Raw genomic sequence first — 19953 nt, 5'->3', positions numbered from 1 at the left:
GGTTTACTCTAAGCTTCTTCTCCGAGCTGGTAGCGCGAGAATCTTCTTATGACGATATTCTCGCCTATTTTGGCGACGTGCGAAACTATATATTCTTTTATTGTCATGTCGGGGTTCTTTACGAACGGCTGCTCAAGAAGGCACGTGTCCTCGTAAAATTTCTCGAGCTTGCCTTCCACTATCTTATCGATGGCGGCCGCGGGCTTGTTTTGGACCTGCGCCTTGAATATCTCTTTTTCCTTGGCTATCAGTTCGTTCGGAACATCTTCCCGTTTTATATAAAGCGGGTTTGACGCCGCTATATGCATGCAGATATCTTTTGCCAATTCCTTAAAGTCTTTGCTCTTTGCCGCAAAATCGGTCTCGCAGCTCATCTCGAGGAGCACGCCTATCTTGCCTCCCAGATGTATATAGCTGTCCACCACGCCTTCTTTCGCGCTTCTTCCGGAGTGTTTCACGGCCTTGGCCGCGCCTTTTTTTCTCAGTATCTCGACGGCTTTTTCTATATCACCGCCGGCTTCGCGCAGGGCTTCTTTGCAGACCATCATGCCAACGCCTGTCTTTTCTCTTAATTTCTGGACTGTCTTTGCATCTACCATGTTTATTATTCCTTATTCTTGATCGATTTGTTAATCGGCTTGCTTGCCGGCTTGTGTTTTATGGTCTTATCTTCTTCTATCTTCTCTTCTTTCCTGCCGCGCCTGGCCCGCTGTTCCAGGGTCTCCGCGCTCTCAACCAGCTCGTCGCCATCTCCCACGCGCGCCGCTTCCTGAGCCGCCAGCTCCTCTTCTTCCTTTGCCACGGCGGCCTTTCCCGCCATAAATTCATTTTTGCCGTTAATGACGCTCTCTGTAATTATCTCTGTCATGAGTTTTATAGACCTTAGGGCGTCGTCGTTACCCGGGATGATATAATCGATGAGGTCCGGATCGCAATTGGTGTCAACAAGCGCCACTATGGGGATCTTGAGTTTGCGCGCCTCTTTTACGGCAATGATCTCTTTGCTCGGGTCTATTATGAAGAGCGCCGCCGGAAGACGTTTCATGGCCCTTATGCCTTCCAGGTTCTTTCTCATCTTCATATATTCTTTGTTTATCTGGGACGCCTCTTTCTTGGAAAGCTTGTCGATGGATCCGTCCTCTTTCATCTTTTCTATGTTCTCGTAATGGGTGATACTCTTTTTCACAGTGTCAAAATTGGTCAGGCACCCGCCGAGCCATCTGTTCGATACATAAAACATGCCGCATTTCTCCGCGGCCTCTTTTATGATGATCTGCGCCTGCTTTTTCGTGCCCACAAAAAGGATATTCTTGCCCTGGGCCGCCATGCCTCTGATAAATTCGCACGCCGCTGCCAGGTAGCCCACGCTCTTCTGCAGGTCTATTATATATATACCGTTTTTCTCGGCAAATATATACTCCTTCATCTTGGGATTCCATTTGTTCTTTTGATGGCCGAAATGTACCCCTGCTTCAAGAAGTTGTTTTATGAGTGTTTGGGTATTTGCTTCCAAATTGTCGCCTCCATGTTGTTTTTTGTGTTTTTGCCTATTTTTTGGCTTTGCCAAAAGTGGCGAGTATTATACCAAAATCCCGCCTATTTGCAAGCATTTTCTGCGTCTCTTCCGCCATTTCGGGCGAATCCGCCTTCTGCGTCTCTTCCGCCATTTCGGGCGGATCTGCCTTCGGCGGCAGAGAACTGCATTTCGTAAAGCCGCTTATAAAGGCCGCTTTTAGCCATTAGCGCCTCGTGGGTACCCTCTTCGGCTATACCGGCCCTGTCTAGGACGATTATCCTGGTAGCATTCTTTATAGTACTGAGCCTGTGAGCTATGACAAAGACAGTCCTACCCTTCATCAGCCGGTCTATTGCGCCCTGAACGAGCATCTCTGACTCGGTATCAAGCTGGGAAGTGGCTTCATCAAGTATTAAAATAGGGGGGTTTTTAAATACGGCCCTTGCTATGGAGAGCCGCTGCTTCTCCCCGCCCGAGAGCCGGAAGCCGCGTTCACCTATTACGGTGTCGTAGCCCTGCGGCATCTTCATTATAAAGTCGTGCGCGTTGGCGATTTTGGCCGCGTTTATTACGCTCTCTTTGTTGACTGTGTTATTGCCGTAGCTTATGTTGGCGGCCGCGGTATCATTAAAAAGAACTGTCTCCTGCGTGACTATCCCTATATTGTCCATAAGCGATTTTAGGGTGACGTCCTTTATGTCGATTCCGTCTATGCGGACTGCGCCGGACGCGGCGTCATAAAAACGGGGTATCAGGTTTACGAGCGTAGTCTTGCCTACTCCGCTCGGGCCCACTATGGCGAGTATGTCGCCTTTTTTGATCTTTAGCGATACATCCTTAAGCACTTCGGCGCTATCCGCGGCTCCGTACCTGAAGCCGACTTTATCAAAGGAGACTTCTTTCGCGAAATGCGGCAGTGTTTTTGCGCCCGGCTTCTCGCTGACATTGGGTTTTTCGTCGAGGACATCAAATATCCTCTTTCCGGCCGCGAGCGCGGTCTGCATGACGCCGTAAACCTTTGCCAGCCTCTTTAAGGGCTTGGCCAAAAGCATTATCGCCGCCGCGAACGCCGCAAAAGCTCCGGGCGAAAGCGAGCCTTTCAATATCTCGTTCCCGGCCATCAGGCCGACCGCCATTATGCAGAATATCATCGCGCATTCGCCAAGCGGGCTTATTATTTCCAGCCTTTTTACCGTCTTCATGCTCAATGTATAAAACTGGTTTGTGTTATTTTCGAACTTTTGTATTTCATAAGGCTCCATTGAAAAGGCCTTGACGATCTTTATGCCCGATATCGTCTCGTAGAGCGTAACGTTTATGTCGCCCATTTTCTCCTGGCTCTGCGTGCTCAGTTTCTTCAGGCGCTTGGCCAGTATCCTGACCGGATATAATATTGTCGGTATCAAGAGCAGGTTGATGCCTATGAGGCTCCAGGAGATATCAAAATAGAATTTCAGCGCTATTATCACCACGAGGCCCATAAAGATCTGCATCGGCTGTTCCAGAAGGTCGGTGAGCCCGCTTGTAATAGAATCGCGCACCAGCGTGGCGTCGTACGTTATGTGGGATACCATTTTCCCCGTCGGGTTTCGGCTGTAAAAATCAAGCGATAAAGAAAGGAATTTTGTGTAGATGGCGTTTTTGACGTCTCTGTCTACGCGCTCGCTAAGGTCGCGCATAAAATAGGTCTTGAAGAACGAGAATATCTCCCGCAAAAGCAGGAAAAGGGCGCCTATCCCCACCACCCAAAAAAGAAGTTTAAGCCTGAAATCCTGGGGACCCATCGCGAGGATATTGATCTTATTGACGAGCCCCACTATGAACTCGGGCGCGTATTTTTCACCGGGCATGACTATTTCTTTGCCGGCTATGATGCTATCGACGACCGGTATGATGGTCCCAAGCGACGCCTTTTCAAAGAGGCTGAAAAGCGCTATAAATATGATGGCGAGGCACAGGATCCATATATGCGGTTTTAGAAACTTTAAAAGCCTTAAATAGTCTTTCATATGTCTGGATATTATAGCATATTTGAGGTATCCCTACAAGTCATTTGTGGGACTCGCATCGCCCCGCCGTTGGCGGGATTAAATTCGGCCTGCCAAGCTTACGTTCACTTTGTTCCGTAAGCTTGGGCCTCATTTAACAAGCAATTTTTCCTTGCCCGAAGCGGCACTTAATGATATAATTTTACTAATTTATAAGGAGTCTCATGAGCAGGCTATATGTAGCGGTAATAGGCGCGGGGCACCTGGGCTCCAAACACGCCAAAGTGTATTCCAGGCTAAAAGGCATCCACCTTGTAGGTGTGTGCGATATAAACGCGGACCACGGCAAAAAGATAGCCAAAAAGTACCGTACGGCTTACTATGCCGATTACCGGGACCTATTCGACAAGGTCCAGGCGGTAAGCATATCGGTCCCGACATTTCTCCATTACAAAATAGCCAAGGATTTCATAAATAACGGCATCCATGTTTTAATAGAAAAACCCATCACAAAGACCCTTAAAGAGGCGGACGAACTCCTGGAGATTGCAAAAAAGAAGAATGTCATCATCCAGGTGGGCCACATAGAGCGCTTCAATTCAGCGGTCCGAGCCATAGAGCCCTATATAAAAGAGCCGAAATTCATAGAATGCACCCGCTCCGGCCCTTTTGTCGCGCGCGCGGCCGATATAGGAGTGGTACTCGACCTCATGATACACGACATAGATATAATATTGGGGCTCATAAAAAGTTCCGTAGAGTCCATAGAATCAGTCGGCGTAAGGATAGTGTCACAGCATGAGGACACCGCAAACGTGCGCATGGTATTTGCCAACAAGACCGTGTGCGACCTTACGGCGAGCCGCGTAACAAAAAAACCAGTGCGCACCATAAAGATATTTCAGGAAGATTCGTACATCCTTTTAAACTACCTCACGCAATCCGCCACTTTATACCGAAGACACCGCGATATAATGAAAAAAAAGAACATCAAAATCAGGAAAGAAGAGCCCCTCAGAAAAGAGCTTGAGTCATTCGTGGAATGCGCGCTTAACGGAAAACGGCCCATCGTTTCGGGCGAGGAAGCGCGCAAGGCCCTCAAAGTGGCCATAGACATAACCGAAGAGATAAAAGCGAAATTGACATGAAGAAGATATTCATAGTCGCCGGCGAGGCCTCCGGCGATCTGCACGCATCGCGGCTTGTGAGAGAGATAAAGTCGTGTGAGCCGTCGGTCGTATTTATGGGCATAGGCGGCCAAAATATGTCGCTTGCCGGCGTGCGCGTCTTTTACAGGGCGGACGAGCTTGCCATAGTGGGCGTCTGGGACATCTTTAAACATTTCAAGAAAATAAAAGAGATGTTTTTTTTATTTTTAAAAGAGGTCGATAAGGAAAAACCCGATATTGTAATACTGGTCGATTACCCGGGATTCAATCTGCGGCTTTTGAAAGAATTAAAAAAACGGAAAGTGAAGATAATCTACTACATAAGCCCGCAGTTGTGGGCTTGGGGCAAAAACCGCATTTACACAATAAAGAAATACGTCGATAAAATGCTTGTCTTCTTCGACTTTGAAGGCGAACTTTATAAAAAATACGGGGTTCCCGTCGAGTGCGTGGGGCACCCGCTTCTGGATATAGCAAAGCCGTCCATAGGAAAAGACGCGGTTTTTGAAGAGTTGCACTTCAACCCGGAAAAGAAGACCATAATCCTTCTCCCCGGCTCACGCGAAAGCGAGATAAATGCGCTCCTTCCCATGATGTTATCGGCCGCTCTAAAAATTCACAACTTGCGCGAGGATATACAGGTAATACTTGTGCGTTCGCAAGCCATAGCGCCGGAGATATTTGACACGCATTTAAGGGGGTTTGACCTTCCCTGCCGCATAGCGGAAAATAGAGGTACTGAACTTTACGATTATTTATCTATTGCGGATCTGGCTCTGGTTAGTTCGGGGACCGCAACGCTTGAGTGCGCAATAATGGATGTACCGATGGTGATCGTATATAAGATATCGTTACTTAACGCTATTTTGATGAAGCCCTTTATAAGAGTTCCCCACATCGGGCTTGTAAACATACTTCCCAAAAAGAAGATCGTCCCCGAACTGATCCAATTCGACGCCACGCCGAATAAGATTTATGAGGAAGCGCTTAAAATACTCACAAACCCGTCGGTAAGCGGTGCTATAAGAAAAGATCTTGACGCGCTCAGAAGGTCACTCGGCTCTGAAGGCGCCTCCCGCCGCGCGGCAAAGGCAGTGATTAAACTCATTGGGGTCAGACCCTGATTATTGTAGTTAACATAACGAGGGTCTGACCCCATAATTATGAATATGAATAAAAAAGCCTTTACCCTAATCGAACTTCTCGTGGTAATAGTCATCGTCGGGCTTCTTGCGGCTATACTTTTGCCTGTTTTTGGCAAGGCAAGAGAAGCCGCGCGGCGGGCAATGTGCATAAATAATCTCAGGCAGCACGGGATTGCGTGGTATTTATATTTGGATGATCATAATGATTGTTTTCCGCCATCAATGGGTGGGTCGATGGAGTTCTACTTCGGCGGCAAGGTACCGCAGGGCTCCCGCCCGCTAAATCCTTATTTGCAAATTACGGATTTCGAGAGCCCAAATACAGAAGTTTTTCACTGCCTCGATGACGCAAGGCCCGTTTCATGGACAGAGTATGTGGCTCCGAATTTTGAAAAAACTACGATTTTTGAAGCTATAGGCAATTCATACTATGGCAACCCACGTGTTTTTCTATACACCACAAACATCTACAGCACAAGGCCGCTTTCCACGATAACTTCACCGCGCAATAAAGTCTGGCTGGAACGTGATAACGACGATAATATACCGGGTCACGGAGGAAGGGGGAACGTGGGTAGTACAACACCTGTTATGGTACTTTTTGTGGACGGACACGTAGCAGGACCTTTCCGAATGAATGATTTTGAACTTTACAACCCGAATACTACAAAACCGGTAATATCAGATCCGAACGGCACCTCCAGTTCCACTGATTAAAGTAGTGAATAGGGGACGTGTCGCTTTGGGACACTCCACTATTTCATTTTTGCTATTGCCTCATCTAATAACAATTCATAGGGCTGTTCCTCGGATATATATTCAATATAATTCCGCCTCTTTTCTTCCGAGGAGTTACCAAAATTATCATATAAAATATTTGGCGTGATGATATCATCTTTCTTACCTGTTGCGTAGTAATGGTAACTTGACCATGGATATTCTGACAATTCGCTTACAAGGCTTGCTCTCAAAGGATTCCGTTCTATATATCGAGCGCACACCAATAGATGTGCATCCTTCTCGATAAGAATGCTTTTGTACCTATTCTGAAACAGGTATCCTATGGTTCCGTATTTTCGCTTATAATAATTCGCATAAGTTTGCGAAACTCCTTTCATAATAAGCGGTAAATCAGCTGCTTTACCTATTTGCATAAGAAAATGGAAATGATTGATCATAAGGCAGTAATTGAAGATTTTAAAAGCATACCGTTCTAAGTAGATAGATACCATGCTTTTAAACCTTATATAATCTTCGTGATTTTTAAATAAAACCTGCTTATTGTGTCCCCTGTTTACTATGTGATAAATTGCTCCATCATATAAAATTCTCTTGGTTCTAGGCATAAAAATACCTCCTTTCACTAATATATACGTATGAGGAGGTACTTTTCTTTCAATTATTTTTAAATTTTTTTATGTTTGGGGTTGTCTGTCCCTTTGTGACACGTCCCTATAATATCGGCAAATACTTCTTTATTTCCTGCGAGGTAACCTGAATGCGGTACTCCTCCCACTCCTTGATCTTATTGTGGAGAAATCTCTTGAAGATATGCTCGCCGAGCGCATCCTTTACCAGCCTGCTTTTTTCCGTCTCCTTTATCGCCTCAAATAGATCGATGGGCAACGACTTCACGCCTTTTCTGTCGCGCTCCTCCATCTCCATTTTGTAGAGATTGGGCTCTATGGGTTCGGGGAGTTTATATTTTTTCTCTATGCCTTCGAGTCCCGCCGCCAGCATAACACTGAACGCCAGATACGGGTTACACGCCGGATCCGGGCAGCGTAATTCCGCCCTCGTCGCTTTTTCGTTTCCTGGACGGTAAACAGGCACTCTTATAAGCGCCGTTCTATTCTTCGTCGCCCACGAAATATAAACAGGTGCTTCATATCCCGGTACCAATCTCTTATAAGAATTTACCCACTGGGCGGTTATGGCACATATTTCTCTGGCGTGTTTCAGCTCGCCGGCGATAAAATGCTTCGCTATTTTGGAAAGATGATGCTTGTCTTTTTTGTCGAAAAATGCGTTTTTCCCCTTGGTTCCGCCGGAGGCGGAGAATAAGGACTGGTGCGTATGCATACCGCTTCCGGCCACTCCGAATATCGGTTTCGGCATAAACGTGGCGTGGTATCCTCGCCTCTGCGCCACTTCCTTTACGACCATCTTGTACGTCATAACGGTATCTGCCATCGTCAAAGCATCGGCATAGCGCAGGTCTATCTCATGCTGCGAAGGAGCGCACTCGTGGTGGCTCGTTTCTACATTTATCCCAATAGCATCAAGCATCTTCACAGTGTCTTTTCTCAGTTCATTCGCTACGTCATTGGGAACAAGGTCAAAATATCCGCCTTCGTCAAGTATCTCCGGTTTGTCATTACGCTTAAAATAGAAATATTCCAATTCCGGCCCGACATAGAAATCGAAACCCATCTTTTTTGCCTTTGCAAGGTTCCTTTTAAGCGCATATCGCGGGTCTCCGGGATAAGGCTTTTTCTCAGGCGTAAGTATGTCGCAGAACATCCTCGCGACAGGCTCTTTTTTACTCTCCCAGGGGACGATCTTAAATGTAGAGATGTCGGGCATAGCAAGAATATCGCTCTCCTCTGCCTCAGCGTAACCGGCGACGCTTGAGCCGTCAAAGCCCTTGCCGTGGTCAAGCGCGCCTTCCAATTCGTTGTCAGAGATAACACAGCATTTTAAGCCGCCGAGGATATCGGTAAACCAAAGCTGTATATTGGTGATCTTGTGTTTTTTTACGAAACTTATTACCTCTTTTTTTGTTTTCATTATATCTCTCCTCGAATTTAAGCCTCGGGTATAGAAGTAGGTCTTCTTTTAAAATCGCTCATCGTAATGCGTTCTCTTATATCGCGTATAAATTTTTCGCTGAAGCCTTCTTTTTTAAGTTCGTCATACGTCTTTTTCGAATCCAACATTAAAGACAAAAGCCGGTCCATCTCTTTATAAGAATAACCCAGCTCTTCTTCGTCGGTCTGGCCCTTCCAGAGTCCCGCCGTGGGTTTCCGTTTTATTACACTCTCGGGCACGCCCAATTCCTCTGCCAGCTTAAGAATATCCGTCTTATAAAGTCTTGCCAAAGGGTTCAGCGCGCAGGCAGTATCGCCGTGCAGGGTGCAATAGCCGAGTGATATCTCGGTCTTATTGCCACTGCCGATCACAAGCGCTTCCTCTTTCTTTGAAAGGTCGTACAAAACCGACATCCTCTCGCGCGCCATTTTGTTGCCGCGCCTTATATCATCGGCGTCGGGAAAATTCTTAAAATACGCGTCCACGCCGGGCGCTATATCTACATTGTACGACTTTATCCCGAGATTCTTCACCATTAAGTCTGCCAATTCGGCGCCTTCTTTATCAAAATCTTTGTAGTGCATAAGTACCGCTATGACATTTTCGCGTCCCAGCGCCAAAACTGAAAGATAAGCGGTTGCGGCAGAGTCCACCCCGCCGGAAAGGCCGAGTATCAGCTTTTTCGCGCCGGATTTTTGCACTGTCTCTTTTATGAATTTTATTAATTCGTTTTTACTCTTTTGCATGTCAGATCGCCACTATGCTGATGCCGTGCGAATCAGCCCTCTTCACCGCCTCGTTTTTGTTGACAAAAAATGTCTTACCCGCTTCAATAGCAAGAACGGCCGCCTTTGCTTCTATCAGGGAATCTATCGTCGTTACGCCCACCGTCGGCATATCGAAGCGCGGATCCTGCTTCGGCTTGATCATTTTTACAAAGACAACGCCGTTACCGGCCAATTTGCCTGCGCGTTTTATCATCTCGTCTGTCCCCTCCAGCGCTTCAACAGCCACGACATCTTTGTTTTTCACCGCTACTGCCTGGCCTATATCGAGATTACCTATCGCCGCTGCGATTTTTCTTCCGAACTCTATATCCTGCAATTCATCGCGCGTGGGTTTTCTTTTGGTAAGGACGCCTTTTTCCGGCAGGAGATTCTGCAAAAAATCGGCAGGGTTTAAAAAGTTGATCCCGAATTTCTTCGCTTTATTGGCTATCTCCCTCATCAAGTTATCGTCAAGATGGTCTTTCGCGTCACTTAATACAGAACTTATCTCCTTGCTCCTGGATAAGTCCTTTTTAAACAGGATCGTCTTCGGGATCTTGCCCAGCATGACAAAGTTTTTTAAGCGCTCGCTTAAAAATATGAACGGAAGTTTTGCCGTTTCCGTAAGTTCGAGCCAATAGATCTTATCGACGTGCCCGTCCAGATCCTTTGAGGTTATCCCATTGGCTGCGAAGGCTACGACTTTTGTGCCGCCCTTTCTTACTTCGTCTCCGAAGACAAGGGGCAGCTCGCCCCCGCCGGCAAAAAGCCCTATCTTTTCTAATCTCTTCATATAATCATCCTGTTATGCCGAACATAATGTCCGCTTCGGCGACTATCTCCGAATCCACTGTCGCTACGCCGCGCAGTATCGCGAGGCGGCTTCTCAAATTTTTAATAGTAGCTTCCAGCTTAAGTATGTCGCCGGGGATAACGGCCTTTCTAAACTTGACGTCATTAATGCCTACAAAATATATGGATTTGCCGAGGGTTTCTTTGGTGCTGAACGCCAGTATTCCCCCTACCTGCGCCAGGCCTTCAAGTATCAAAACACCCGGCATAATGGGATTGTCCGGAAAGTGGCCTTTAAAAAACTCCTCGTTTATAGTCACGTTCTTGACGCCCACGATTCTTTTCGTGCTTTCCCACTCGACTATTTTATCCACCATTAAAAAAGGATACCTGTGCGGAAGTATCTTCATGATGCCGTTTATATCAAGCTCACCATTTTTCGGTTCGATGAATTCCTTTACTCTTAGCCCAGCGTTTCTGGTCTTTTCCATCAAATACCCCTTTCCAGCTTTTTTAATAATTTTCTATTCAGCGAATGGCCGCTTTTAATCCCAATTATATGCGCCTTTATGTCTTTGTTTAAAAGCGCGAGGTCGCCCAAAAGGTCCAATATCTTATGGCGCGCCGGCTCATCCTTTAGGCGAAATTTATTTTTTATCGGCTTGCCGTCTTTTATAACAAGCGCGTTCCCCAGCCCCACCCCTTTCGCGAGCCCCAACGCCTTTATTAAAAAAACTTCCTTATAAAGACAGAATGTCCTGGCGGGAGCTATTTCATCTAAAAATATCTTTTCTTTCTCTTTTTCGGAATCAAATGAAAATTCGGCGTATTCCGACGACAAATTGGCGCCGCTATAATGAAGCAAATATGATATCTTAAAACCCGCGTACGGAAGAGCTATTAAAAAAGAACCCCTCATTTCTTCCCAAACAATATCTTTTAGTAAAAGTTCTTTTCTTTTTCTATCCTGCTCTACGCTGCCAGCCATTTTTATAGCCGCGGCATACTCTGAAGCGCTCCCGTCAAGGGCCGGCGGCTCCGCGTTATCTATTTCGATATCCGCGTTATCTACGCTCAAACCATAAAGGGCGGCCAAGAGGTGCTCTATTGTATGAACGCCCGCGCTGCCCTTTCCTAAAGATGTGCATCTCAACTTATTTGAATAATCGCGCAGGTTCGACACATCTGCCAAAAGGCGGGAAGAAGTCTTAAGGTCTTTTCTTACAAAGTGTATGCCCTCATCGGGAGGGGCGCTTTTTATTGTGATTTTTACCTTGGAGCCTGTATGGATGCCCCTTCCTTCCAAAGTTACGGGATTTTTTATCGTCCTTTGAAGCCTCATAATGTAAGTGCTTTATTTATTAAGAAGGCCCTTGAGCTTCTCTTCTATTTCATCCAGCCGCTCGGCCGTCTTGGGCAGATTGTCTATGTATGCAATAAGCCTCTTCGTCAGATGATGAGGCCTTGCGGGCATACCGCTCATTATGGTATTTGGGGGGATCGATTTGGTGACACCACCTTTTGCCGCTACCATTACGTTGTCACCTATATCTACATGGTCTGTTATGCCGACCTGACCGCCCAGCATGACATTGTTGCCTATATTCACGCTTCCGGACACTCCGACCTGAGCGACAATAATGCTGCTCTCTCCGATCTTCACATTGTGCGCTATCTGAACAAGGTTGTCTATTTTGGATCCTTTACCTATAACGGTCTTCCCGAATCTCGCCCTGTCTATAGTAACGCATGCGCCTATTTCAACATTGTCCTGTATCTCGACTGTGCCCGTCTGCGGTATCTTGCGAAGCGTAGCTCCATCTTTTGTAAAACCGAAACCGTCCGCCCCTATGACCGCGCCTCCGTGTATAATGACATTATCTCCGACCGTGACTCGCTCGCGTATGGTGACATTGGGGTATATGACGGTATTTTTACCTATAGTCACGCCTTCGCCGATATACGCCAAAGGATAGATAACGCTTTTGTCTCCTATAGATGCGTTATCTTCTATGACAGCATTTGCCCCAATGGCGGCATCCTTCGCAAGTTTCACGTTTTTACCGATAACTGCGCTTTTGGCTATGCCGCGCGGATGGTTTATCTTTTGTGGAAAGTGTGATTCTATTATTTTTGTTACGGCTAAAGAGGGATTTTTGCATTTTATGACCGGCTTATCAACGCCTTCTAAGTCAAACGACGCGATTATGCATGATGCGTTCGTCTTGAGGACGCGGTCTTTGAACTTGGGGCTTTCTATGAAAGTTATCTCGCCCTTTGCGGCATCTTCTACACCCGAAACGCCAGTGATCTCAAGAGAGCCGTCGCCCACCAGTTCGCCTTTTATAAGTTCGGCTATCTCTTTAACTGTAATCGCCATTATAATTTTCCTACCTGCGCTTACCTGCACTTTTATTCAATATATCTACGATATCCTGAGTAACGTCAAGGGCATCTTCGCCGTAGACGAGGACCCTGTCATTCAGTATGACCGTATAACCGTTTGCTTTTCCGTAATCCTGTATGACTTTGTCTATTTCCCGAACTATATCCTTGACCATTTCGTCGCGCTCTTTCGCCAGCTCTTCTCTCGTCGCGTTGACAAACTCCTGCAATTTCTTCAGTTTATCGTCTATAACTACCTGTTTATCCTTTTTGGATTTTTCGTTCAAAAGTTCCAGTTCGTCCCGGAGCTTGCTTATCTCATTTACCATCTTCTCGCGCTCTTTTTCTTTTTCATTGCTCTTCTTTTCCAGCACCGCATCCGCCTCTTTTGTTTTTCCATACTCATCAAAGGCCTTGCCGAGTGAGACATAGCCTATTTTGATATCTTTCGCAAGCACCGGCGCTGCTTGAAAAAATATGAACGCCGATAAAAGAACCACCGCCAAAAATACTTTTAATGCCTTCATTATCCTTCTCCTTTTTCGTTAGAATCCATGTGCCATCGAAAAGTAGAAACGCCCTCTCTTCGCGTCTCCGTAATTCTCGGTAAGAGGCCAGCCGTAATCAAGCTTTACCGGCCCTAACGGCGTCTTGATCCTCACGCCCGCCCCTATGCTATATCGGAGTTTCGCGTCAAGATCCGAAAAACCTTTCCAGACATTTCCCGAATCGGCAAAGAGCGCTCCTTTTATTAAGTCTTCAAAGACCGGGAAAGTCGCCTCTAGAGTAGCCAAAAAGCGCGCGTTGCCTCCCAGCGGTTCGTTCGTCGCCGAGTCTCTGGGGGTTACATATCTTTCCTTATAGCCTCTTATCGTGGTCGCGCCGCCGGCGTAAAACCTTTCGTATATCGGAACCTCGGAGGTATCGCCGTATTTCTGGATCAAATCCAGGCTGGTTACAAACATAAGTACAATGCGCTTTTCAAAGAAATTGAAATATATTTCGCCATCCGCGCCGTATTTTAAAAAGTTCTTGTCGCCTCCAAGAAATCCGCCTACATTTTCAAGCGAACCGCCCAAAAGAAATCCTCTTGTGGGCACGTAAACATTGTCGCGCGTATCGTATCTTATGCCGCCAAACAGCCTGCTTAACCAGTTCTTGCCGTCTTCGTTTTTTATATCCTGAGCGGCATCTTCGTGGACATTGGATATGTCGACCAGCTCCAGCTTATACATAGCGTCGGCTCTTAAGTGTTCGGTAAATTCCTTGCCAAGCCGGAAGTCGCCGCCTGTCCGCGCTTCGTCAAAAAGATATCCGAGGTCTGTCGTCCTCGCGTGCTCCGTCCTGTAAAAATCAAATCCAAAAAGATACGGAAACCCCAATATCCATGGATCCGTCCAGCTGACCACATAATTCTGCCTGACCATACCTAATTCGGCCCTGACGTTTAGGTTCTGCCCTCCGCCGGTAAAGGTAGGGAAATTAAGCAGGTCGAAATTTCTCTGCTCTATCTGGACAAAACCTATCAGCCTGTCTATGGAGCTATAGCCGCCGCCGAACGAGAATTCACCGGTCTTGGTCTCTTTAACGCTTACGTTAAGGTCTTTTTTATCCGGCGCGCTGCCGGATTCCGTATTAAACACAACATCTTCGAAATAACCGAGATTATAGAGCCTCTCTTTGCTCCTGCGTATCTGAGAGCCGTTGAAAGGCTCGCCCGGATAAGCGCGCAGTTCCCTTCTTATTACGATATCCCTGGTCTTCGTATTGCCCAGTATCCTCACCTTATCTACGTAAATCAGCTCTCCCTCGGTTATGGCGTAGCTGATATTTATATTCCCTGTCGCCGCATCTAAAAGCGCATCCGGAGTAATATCGCAGCTCATGTATCCCTTATCATAATAGAACTGCTGTATGCCCACAATATCCTCGCGCATTGCCAATTCGCTATATGGCTTACCGGGCGTCATCCTGAGGGTATTTCTTATGTCAAATTCCGGAAATTTTTCGGCGCCGGTTATTGCGATATCGCCGACAACGTATTTCTTGCCTTCGTCTATCTTGACCGTTATATACATCTGGGTCCCGTCGGCATTATAATCAAATTCGGGCTCTACCCCGACGTCAAGATATCCCATACTCTGATAATAGGCCCTTAAAGTCTCCATGTCGTTTTCAAATTCTTCGGTCTTAAAATAACCCGGCTGGATAAAAAACAAAAATTCCGTTTTCGTGACCATCAACTTGGAAAGCTCTTCCGGCTTTACGGAATAATTACCGGCGAACGTTATACTTTTTACCCTTATACGCTGCTTTTCGTTTACGTTAAAGGTCACCGTGGCCCTGTTTAATTCCTCGTCCTTCTGTATCGTATAATCCACGTTCGCCAGCTGATACCCCTGGCTTTCGTATAATTTTCTTATGACCGTAAGGTCGCGGTTCAATTTTGAAAGGTCAAGCATGTCGTCTGCCTTGGTGCTTATTTCTGTCTTTAATTTTGCCTCGGGCATGGCTTTATTGCCTTTAAAGAATACGCCCTCGACCAGAGGTTTTTCCAAAACTATAAAACTGACGATATATCCATCGGGTTCTTCTTTGACATCTATGGCTATATCCTCAAAAAATCCCATTTCGTAAAGCCTCTTCAGGTCTTCGTTCAATATTTCCTGCGAAAAGAGCGCGCTTTCGGTAGTCCTCAGTTTTGAGCGAATAGTGGGGGTAGAGACGATCTTATTGTTTATTATCTTCACCTCTTTTATATTTTCGACAACCACTTTCTCGGAAACTGCGGCAGCGGCTGTCTCATTCTCGGCGGGCGTTTCTGCCTCGGCAAGTAAAACATTCTGGCATAGCAGCATAAAAAAAGATATGAGAAATAAAGATAAATAAATTTTTACGCGCATTATTCTTCTTCTCCTTTAAACCTGTTTTCAAAGCGCGTGTATTCGCTTATGAAAGTGAGGTTTACTGTCCCTACGGGACCATTGCGCTGTTTGGCTATTATAATCTCCGCGAGGCCCTTTTTATCCTCGGCGTTTGGAGTATAGTATTCCTCTCTCAATAAAAGCACTACCAGATCCGCGTCCTGCTCAATGGCGCCGGACTCTCTCAGGTCGGAAAGCTGCGGACGGTGATCCTGCCTTTGCTCTACCGCTCTGGAGAGCTGGCTTATCGCTATAATCGGGACATCCAGCTCTCTCGCAAGGGCCTTTAACGCCCTCGATATTTCGGAGATCTCCTGCTGCCTGTTTTCCGACTTTGCCGGGCCGTTCATAAGCTGCATATAGTCGAGAACCACCAGTTTAATGTCGTGCTGGGCCTTTAAGCGCCGCGCCTTCGCTTTTAATTCCAGAACGCTTATTGACGGCGTATCGTCTATATAAATGGGCGCTTCCGATAACCTGCTCGCGGCTGTAACGAGTCTCGGCCAATCGGCCTGCGATAAAAACCCCGTCCTCACATTGTGGGCATTGACTCTTGCGTGCGAACAGAGCATTCTCTGCACAAGCTGCTCCTTTGACATTTCCAAGCTGAAAAAAGCAACCGGTATCTTTTCTACTACACCGGCATATTCCGCGATACAGGTGGCAAAGGCGCTCTTGCCCATTGACGGCCTTCCCGCTATAACGATCAGGTCTGAAGGCTGTAACCCCGCGGTCCTTATATCAAACTCGTGATAACCCGTCGGTATACCCGTTATGTTTTCTTTTCTCTGATAAAGGTTATCTATGGTCTCGATGCTGTCTTTTATGATATCTTTTAAGAGGACCGTCTTCTGTTCTATCTTTTTGGAACTTACATCAAAGATAAGCCTTTCCGCTTTATCCAGTATGCCGTCGGCGTCGCTCGTGGATTCGTAGCAGTCCTGTACTATTTCGGTGGCATTATTTATGAGGTTCCTGAGAATGGCCTTCTCTTTCACTATCTTGGCGTAGTATCCGATATTCGCGGCGGTAGGAATGGATGATGTCAGAGAAGTAATATACGCCGCGCCGGAGGCGGAGTCAAGCTCGCCTCTTTTGCGCAGCTCTTCTATCACGGTTATCAGATCTATCGCGGAATTTCTGCTAAAAAGGTCGATTATAACGCGGTATATTATACGGTGGGATTCTTTGTAGAAAGATTCTACATCTATAAGCTCAATGGCGTTGCCTACGGCAGATTCTTCTATAAGCATAGAGCCGAGAACGGCCATTTCTGCTTCTACGTTCTGCGGCGGAATCTTCTCTAAATGGAACTTTTGAGTTGTTATATTATTTTCTGCCATATACTACTTCTTTACTACCCAGATCTTAGCTGCTATCACTATTTCGGGATGTAGTTTTACTTCAACCTGGTAAACGCCCAGTTTTTTTATCGGCTCTTTTAGATTAAGCTGTTTTTTGTCTATTTGAATATTTTCCAAAGAAAAGGCATCCGCGATATCTTCTGCCGTAACAGAGCCAAAAAGTTTATCCTCTTCGCCGCATGCTACAGATATCGTGAAAGAGGCGGCGCTTATCTTTTTTGCCATCTCCTCGAATTTTGCCTTTTCTTTCTGAATTTCCTTGGCATATTTTCTTTTTTTCTCTTCCAGCACCCTGAGTGAGTCTTTTGTCTCTTTTATCGCCAGATTCTTGGGCAAAAGGTAATTCTGGGCAAAACCGTCCGCAACATTTACCACGTCGCCCATTTTGCCGAGTTTGTCTACGTCGCTAATCAATATGAGCTTCATTTTGGCCCTCTCTAAAACACTATTTATTCCGCTACGTAAGGTAATAGCGCTATAGCGCGCGCCCTTTTTATGGAGCGTGCCAAACGGCGCTGGTGCTTCGCGCAGTTACCGGATATCCTGGAAGGTATTATCTTGCCTTTCTCGGTCAGAAATTTCTGCAAGCGTAAAACATTTTTGTAATCTATGTCTTTTTGTTTATCACCGCAGAACCTGCATACCTTCTTCCTGAAAAAAGTGCCCTCTCTCTTTTTGAAATCTTTGCGCCTTCTCGGCGGTCCTTCGGAATCTCTCCTCATCATCATTCTTCCTGGCATGTCTTTCTCTCCCAAAATTTAAAAAGGAACTTCGTCTTTCCTCTTATTCGTTTTTGATCCTGTGTCCATATTGGGCTCTGCTATTTCCGAATCCAGATTTATATTTTCTACTTCTTCCGGAATACCCTGCCCGGCCTGCGCTTCGCCCGTTTTTTCTTTCCGACCTAAAAACTGTACCCTTTCCGCCCTTACTTCCAGGGTGCTTCTCTTTTCGCCGTTTTGGGAATCCCATGCGCGGTACTGGAGCCTGCCTTCGATGAATGCGGGGCTTCCCTTAGAAAGATACTCTCCGCATATCTCCGCTGTCCTTCCCCAAACGACTATCCTTACGAAACACACCTCCTGCTTCTTTTCTCCCGACGCTGCAGTATAGGTCCTATTGGTCGCCAGCCCGAAGCTGGCCACCGCTGTTCCCGAGGGGACATATCTCAATTCAGGGTCTCGCGTCAGATTACCTATCAGAAATACTTTATTCAGATTAGCCATTGTAGCTCCTTTGTATACCGTATCGCCGCAAGCTCTTTAATCGTCTTTCTTCACAAACTGCACTCTTAAAATATTGACGTTCAGTTTAAAGAGTTCTGTTAAGACATTTATAGATTCGGGCGGGGCCTCAAAAAAGATGTAAAGGAAAAATCCGTCATGGAATTTCTTTACGGCGTACGCCGTCCTCTTCTTGCCCCATTTTTCGGTTTTCTCTACCTTCCCGCCGTGTTTTTGGATCATTTCTTCGGCTTTGGAGTACTCGCTCTCCACGTCCTTCTCCGACAGATCCGGCTTGAATATGAATATACCATCGTACTTATTCAATGTAACTTCCTCCTAATATGGTTGAGGTCGCTGTCTTCGTTCTTTATCTTATCACACCGCACTATTCAAGGCAATACTAAAATAGGCATCATTTTGGGCTATTGGCGTTATATTTATTCATCGCCTTATCTATGCCGTCTTTGATCCAGCATAGTACCGCAAGAAGCGCTTTCTCTTGGACCTTTACGATCTTTTTGGCCTCATCTCTGTTAAAAGGCCTGAGAACATAGTCTTTAAGGACTCTACTTTTCCCGCCCGAGGCGCCGTGCCCGCCTACGCCTTGTGGCGGGGACCAGCCTCTGGCGGATCCTATTCCTATGCGCAGCCTCGCGAATGAAGCCGTCCCTACTCTTTCTATTATGGACCGCAACCCCTTGTGCCCTCCGTCAGAGCCGAAAGGCCTCATCCTTATACTGCCAAATTCGAGGTCCGCGTCATCGCAGACTACTAAAATATCGGAAAGCGCTATACCCTTATCCTTTACAATAGATATAACGGCCTCTCCGGATAGATTCATATATGTCATCGGCAGGATAAGCTGAACGGTTTCATCACCTATCTTGCCTTCGCCAAAACTGGAAAAGTACTTTTTTCTTCTTAAGTTTATAGCGTTTTTGCCCGCCAGCGCTTTCACTACTTTTGCGCCTATGTTATGCCTTGTGTCTCTGTACTTTTCCCCCGGATTGCCCAGTCCGATTATAAGTTTCATTTTTCAGCTTTCAGCTTTCAGCCTTCAGTCTTCAGCTTCTTCGCTGATAGCTGATAGCTGATGACTGATAGCTTAACTTTATTTCTTCTCTTCCTTCTTATCTTCTTTTTTCTCTTCGCCGGCGGCCTCTTCCTCGCCCTCAGCTTCTTCTTTTTCCTTCTTTTCCCTGATAAGCTCGGGTTCGCTGACTTCTTCCACACCCTCTTCTTTGGTCTCCTCAACATGCGGCATCTTGACCGTTATGACCGTCTGGTCAGGCGCATTCAATATCTTAACATCCGGCGAAACCACTATATCCTTTACGAGTATCGAATCGCCTATTTTAAGAGACGTGACATCTACTTCTATCTTTGCGGGTATTGCGGTAGGCAGACATTCTATCTTAAGTTCCCAAAGAACGTGTTCAAGGACGCCTTCGTCTTTGACTACGCCTTCCGCCTCGCCCTTCGTCACAAGCGGCACATCAAATGTCATCTTTTCACTCAATGATATTTCCTGAAAATCAACGTGCAGGATCTTGTCTTTTAAGGGATGGATCTGGATCTCTTTTATCAGCACGGTTCGCTCATTTCGCTTTTCCTTTGCCGCGCCGCCGATTTTAAGATTGACAAGGACGTTTGCCCCCGCCTTCGTCTTAAGGGCGGTCATGAGTTCCTTTGAATTGATCTTCAGGTGCACGGTATCCTTGCCTTCTTTGTATACCACGGCAGGGATCAATCCCGCATTCCTCGCCTGCTTAGTCGATTTTTTTCCTACGGCCTCTCTTATTTCTGCATTAAGCTGAATTGTTTCCATTTTTGTTAGCTCCTAAATGAGCCCACAACTTACGGAGT

Annotated in this window: 22 protein-coding genes; 3 read left to right on the top strand and 19 right to left on the bottom strand. The window is 46.3% G+C overall.

The features are described 5' to 3' along the window. Positions 1-8 precede the first annotated feature (8 nt). The 3 genes from tsf to KKI13_04190 all read right to left on the bottom strand — a co-directional run bounded on the left by tsf (position 9) and on the right by KKI13_04190 (position 3525). A complete protein-coding gene (tsf, locus tag KKI13_04200) occupies positions 9-599 on the bottom strand; it encodes a translation elongation factor Ts (protein ID MBU4488250.1) in 591 nt (196 codons plus the stop codon). Positions 600-604: 5 nt separating this feature from the next. Further along, a complete protein-coding gene (rpsB, locus tag KKI13_04195; GenBank protein ID MBU4488249.1) occupies positions 605-1513 on the bottom strand; it encodes a 30S ribosomal protein S2 in 909 nt (302 codons plus the stop codon). An 83-nt stretch (positions 1514-1596) separates the two neighbouring features. Next, positions 1597-3525 carry an ABC transporter ATP-binding protein/permease gene (locus KKI13_04190; protein MBU4488248.1) on the bottom strand — a complete coding sequence of 643 codons (1929 nt, stop codon included), beginning with the start codon at positions 3523-3525 and terminating at the stop codon, positions 1597-1599. Between the two features lie 203 nt (positions 3526-3728). Here KKI13_04190 and KKI13_04185 point away from each other — a divergent pair, with 203 nt between their 5' ends. The 3 genes from KKI13_04185 to KKI13_04175 are packed head-to-tail and all read left to right on the top strand — an operon-like array spanning position 3729 to position 6535. After that, the gene (locus KKI13_04185; GenBank protein MBU4488247.1) at positions 3729-4652 is read left to right on the top strand and encodes a Gfo/Idh/MocA family oxidoreductase; all 924 of its coding nucleotides are present in this window, start codon (positions 3729-3731) and stop codon (positions 4650-4652) included. Next, on the top strand, positions 4649-5797 hold the full coding sequence (gene lpxB / locus KKI13_04180) for a lipid-A-disaccharide synthase (protein ID MBU4488246.1): 1149 nt from the start codon (positions 4649-4651) through the stop codon (positions 5795-5797). Before KKI13_04185 ends, lpxB begins: the two co-directional genes overlap by 4 nt. A 39-nt stretch (positions 5798-5836) precedes the next feature. Continuing rightward, positions 5837-6535, top strand: coding sequence for a type II secretion system GspH family protein (locus KKI13_04175; GenBank protein ID MBU4488245.1), 699 nt, complete (start codon positions 5837-5839; stop codon positions 6533-6535). Between the two features lie 38 nt (positions 6536-6573). On the opposite strand, the gene KKI13_04170 is transcribed toward KKI13_04175, so the two are convergent. The 16 genes from KKI13_04170 to KKI13_04095 form a co-directional block, all read right to left on the bottom strand. Further along, on the bottom strand, positions 6574-7164 hold the full coding sequence (locus tag KKI13_04170) for a transposase (GenBank protein MBU4488244.1): 591 nt from the start codon (positions 7162-7164) through the stop codon (positions 6574-6576). 106 nt (positions 7165-7270) lie between these two features. Then, on the bottom strand, positions 7271-8608 hold the full coding sequence (locus tag KKI13_04165; GenBank protein ID MBU4488243.1) for a glutamine synthetase family protein: 1338 nt from the start codon (positions 8606-8608) through the stop codon (positions 7271-7273). 17 nt (positions 8609-8625) lie between these two features. Next, on the bottom strand, positions 8626-9375 hold the full coding sequence (locus tag KKI13_04160; GenBank protein ID MBU4488242.1) for an NAD+ synthase: 750 nt from the start codon (positions 9373-9375) through the stop codon (positions 8626-8628). A gap of 1 nt (position 9376) precedes the next feature. Then, positions 9377-10189 carry a UDP-2,3-diacylglucosamine diphosphatase LpxI gene (gene lpxI, locus KKI13_04155; GenBank protein ID MBU4488241.1) on the bottom strand — a complete coding sequence of 271 codons (813 nt, stop codon included), beginning with the start codon at positions 10187-10189 and terminating at the stop codon, positions 9377-9379. 4 nt (positions 10190-10193) lie between these two features. After that, positions 10194-10679 (bottom strand): 3-hydroxyacyl-ACP dehydratase FabZ, encoded by a 486-nt coding sequence (fabZ, locus tag KKI13_04150; GenBank protein ID MBU4488240.1) that lies wholly within the window; start codon positions 10677-10679, stop codon positions 10194-10196. Next, positions 10679-11530: a UDP-3-O-acyl-N-acetylglucosamine deacetylase gene (gene lpxC / locus KKI13_04145; protein ID MBU4488239.1), complete on the bottom strand. Its 852-nt coding sequence runs from the start codon at positions 11528-11530 to the stop codon at positions 10679-10681. The genes fabZ and lpxC overlap by 1 nt, the downstream gene beginning before the upstream one ends. A 12-nt stretch (positions 11531-11542) precedes the next feature. Further along, entirely contained in the window at positions 11543-12568 is a 1026-nt protein-coding gene (lpxD, locus tag KKI13_04140) for a UDP-3-O-(3-hydroxymyristoyl)glucosamine N-acyltransferase (GenBank protein ID MBU4488238.1), read from the bottom strand. 10 nt (positions 12569-12578) lie between these two features. Then, the gene (locus tag KKI13_04135) at positions 12579-13100 is read right to left on the bottom strand and encodes an OmpH family outer membrane protein (GenBank protein MBU4488237.1); all 522 of its coding nucleotides are present in this window, start codon (positions 13098-13100) and stop codon (positions 12579-12581) included. Positions 13101-13118: 18 nt separating this feature from the next. Further along, positions 13119-15476 carry an outer membrane protein assembly factor BamA gene (bamA, locus tag KKI13_04130; GenBank protein ID MBU4488236.1) on the bottom strand — a complete coding sequence of 786 codons (2358 nt, stop codon included), beginning with the start codon at positions 15474-15476 and terminating at the stop codon, positions 13119-13121. After that, positions 15476-16840 (bottom strand): replicative DNA helicase, encoded by a 1365-nt coding sequence (gene dnaB / locus KKI13_04125; GenBank protein ID MBU4488235.1) that lies wholly within the window; start codon positions 16838-16840, stop codon positions 15476-15478. The genes bamA and dnaB overlap by 1 nt, the downstream gene beginning before the upstream one ends. Before the next feature lie 3 nt (positions 16841-16843). Then, positions 16844-17287 (bottom strand): 50S ribosomal protein L9, encoded by a 444-nt coding sequence (rplI, locus tag KKI13_04120; protein MBU4488234.1) that lies wholly within the window; start codon positions 17285-17287, stop codon positions 16844-16846. 23 nt (positions 17288-17310) lie between these two features. Further along, positions 17311-17601 (bottom strand): 30S ribosomal protein S18, encoded by a 291-nt coding sequence (rpsR, locus tag KKI13_04115; protein ID MBU4488233.1) that lies wholly within the window; start codon positions 17599-17601, stop codon positions 17311-17313. Positions 17602-17619: 18 nt separating this feature from the next. After that, a complete protein-coding gene (locus tag KKI13_04110; GenBank protein ID MBU4488232.1) occupies positions 17620-18087 on the bottom strand; it encodes a single-stranded DNA-binding protein in 468 nt (155 codons plus the stop codon). A 36-nt stretch (positions 18088-18123) separates the two neighbouring features. Beyond that, on the bottom strand, positions 18124-18411 hold the full coding sequence (rpsF, locus tag KKI13_04105) for a 30S ribosomal protein S6 (protein ID MBU4488231.1): 288 nt from the start codon (positions 18409-18411) through the stop codon (positions 18124-18126). Between the two features lie 88 nt (positions 18412-18499). Then, positions 18500-19120, bottom strand: coding sequence for an aminoacyl-tRNA hydrolase (gene pth / locus KKI13_04100; protein MBU4488230.1), 621 nt, complete (start codon positions 19118-19120; stop codon positions 18500-18502). 78 nt (positions 19121-19198) lie between these two features. Continuing rightward, positions 19199-19915: a 50S ribosomal protein L25 gene (locus KKI13_04095; protein MBU4488229.1), complete on the bottom strand. Its 717-nt coding sequence runs from the start codon at positions 19913-19915 to the stop codon at positions 19199-19201. Positions 19916-19953: the final 38 nt, after the last annotated feature.

This window comes from Candidatus Omnitrophota bacterium (assembly GCA_018894435.1).
GTDB lineage: Bacteria > Omnitrophota > Gorgyraeia > JAHIPI01 > JAHIPI01 > JAHIPI01.
Note: the sequence above shows the minus strand (reverse complement) of the source record. Positions and strands in the feature narration are given on the sequence as shown.

What these genes read in the sequence shown, in the direction of transcription:
- tsf (MBU4488250.1), bottom strand. Translation starts at nt 599, where the DNA reads ATGGTAGATGCAAAGACAGTCCAGAAATTAAGAGAAAAGACAGGCGTT.
- KKI13_04190 (MBU4488248.1), bottom strand. Translation starts at nt 3,525, where the DNA reads ATGAAAGACTATTTAAGGCTTTTAAAGTTTCTAAAACCGCATATATGG.
- KKI13_04185 (MBU4488247.1), top strand. Translation starts at nt 3,729, where the DNA reads ATGAGCAGGCTATATGTAGCGGTAATAGGCGCGGGGCACCTGGGCTCC.
- lpxB (MBU4488246.1), top strand. Translation starts at nt 4,649, where the DNA reads ATGAAGAAGATATTCATAGTCGCCGGCGAGGCCTCCGGCGATCTGCAC.
- KKI13_04175 (MBU4488245.1), top strand. Translation starts at nt 5,837, where the DNA reads ATGAATATGAATAAAAAAGCCTTTACCCTAATCGAACTTCTCGTGGTA.
- KKI13_04170 (MBU4488244.1), bottom strand. Translation starts at nt 7,164, where the DNA reads ATGCCTAGAACCAAGAGAATTTTATATGATGGAGCAATTTATCACATA.
- KKI13_04165 (MBU4488243.1), bottom strand. Translation starts at nt 8,608, where the DNA reads ATGAAAACAAAAAAAGAGGTAATAAGTTTCGTAAAAAAACACAAGATC.
- KKI13_04160 (MBU4488242.1), bottom strand. Translation starts at nt 9,375, where the DNA reads ATGCAAAAGAGTAAAAACGAATTAATAAAATTCATAAAAGAGACAGTG.
- lpxI (MBU4488241.1), bottom strand. Translation starts at nt 10,189, where the DNA reads ATGAAGAGATTAGAAAAGATAGGGCTTTTTGCCGGCGGGGGCGAGCTG.
- fabZ (MBU4488240.1), bottom strand. Translation starts at nt 10,679, where the DNA reads ATGGAAAAGACCAGAAACGCTGGGCTAAGAGTAAAGGAATTCATCGAA.
- lpxC (MBU4488239.1), bottom strand. Translation starts at nt 11,530, where the DNA reads ATGAGGCTTCAAAGGACGATAAAAAATCCCGTAACTTTGGAAGGAAGG.
- lpxD (MBU4488238.1), bottom strand. Translation starts at nt 12,568, where the DNA reads ATGGCGATTACAGTTAAAGAGATAGCCGAACTTATAAAAGGCGAACTG.
- KKI13_04135 (MBU4488237.1), bottom strand. Translation starts at nt 13,100, where the DNA reads ATGAAGGCATTAAAAGTATTTTTGGCGGTGGTTCTTTTATCGGCGTTC.
- bamA (MBU4488236.1), bottom strand. Translation starts at nt 15,476, where the DNA reads ATGCGCGTAAAAATTTATTTATCTTTATTTCTCATATCTTTTTTTATG.
- dnaB (MBU4488235.1), bottom strand. Translation starts at nt 16,840, where the DNA reads ATGGCAGAAAATAATATAACAACTCAAAAGTTCCATTTAGAGAAGATT.
- rplI (MBU4488234.1), bottom strand. Translation starts at nt 17,287, where the DNA reads ATGAAGCTCATATTGATTAGCGACGTAGACAAACTCGGCAAAATGGGC.
- rpsR (MBU4488233.1), bottom strand. Translation starts at nt 17,601, where the DNA reads ATGCCAGGAAGAATGATGATGAGGAGAGATTCCGAAGGACCGCCGAGA.
- KKI13_04110 (MBU4488232.1), bottom strand. Translation starts at nt 18,087, where the DNA reads ATGGCTAATCTGAATAAAGTATTTCTGATAGGTAATCTGACGCGAGAC.
- pth (MBU4488230.1), bottom strand. Translation starts at nt 19,120, where the DNA reads ATGAAACTTATAATCGGACTGGGCAATCCGGGGGAAAAGTACAGAGAC.
- KKI13_04095 (MBU4488229.1), bottom strand. Translation starts at nt 19,915, where the DNA reads ATGGAAACAATTCAGCTTAATGCAGAAATAAGAGAGGCCGTAGGAAAA.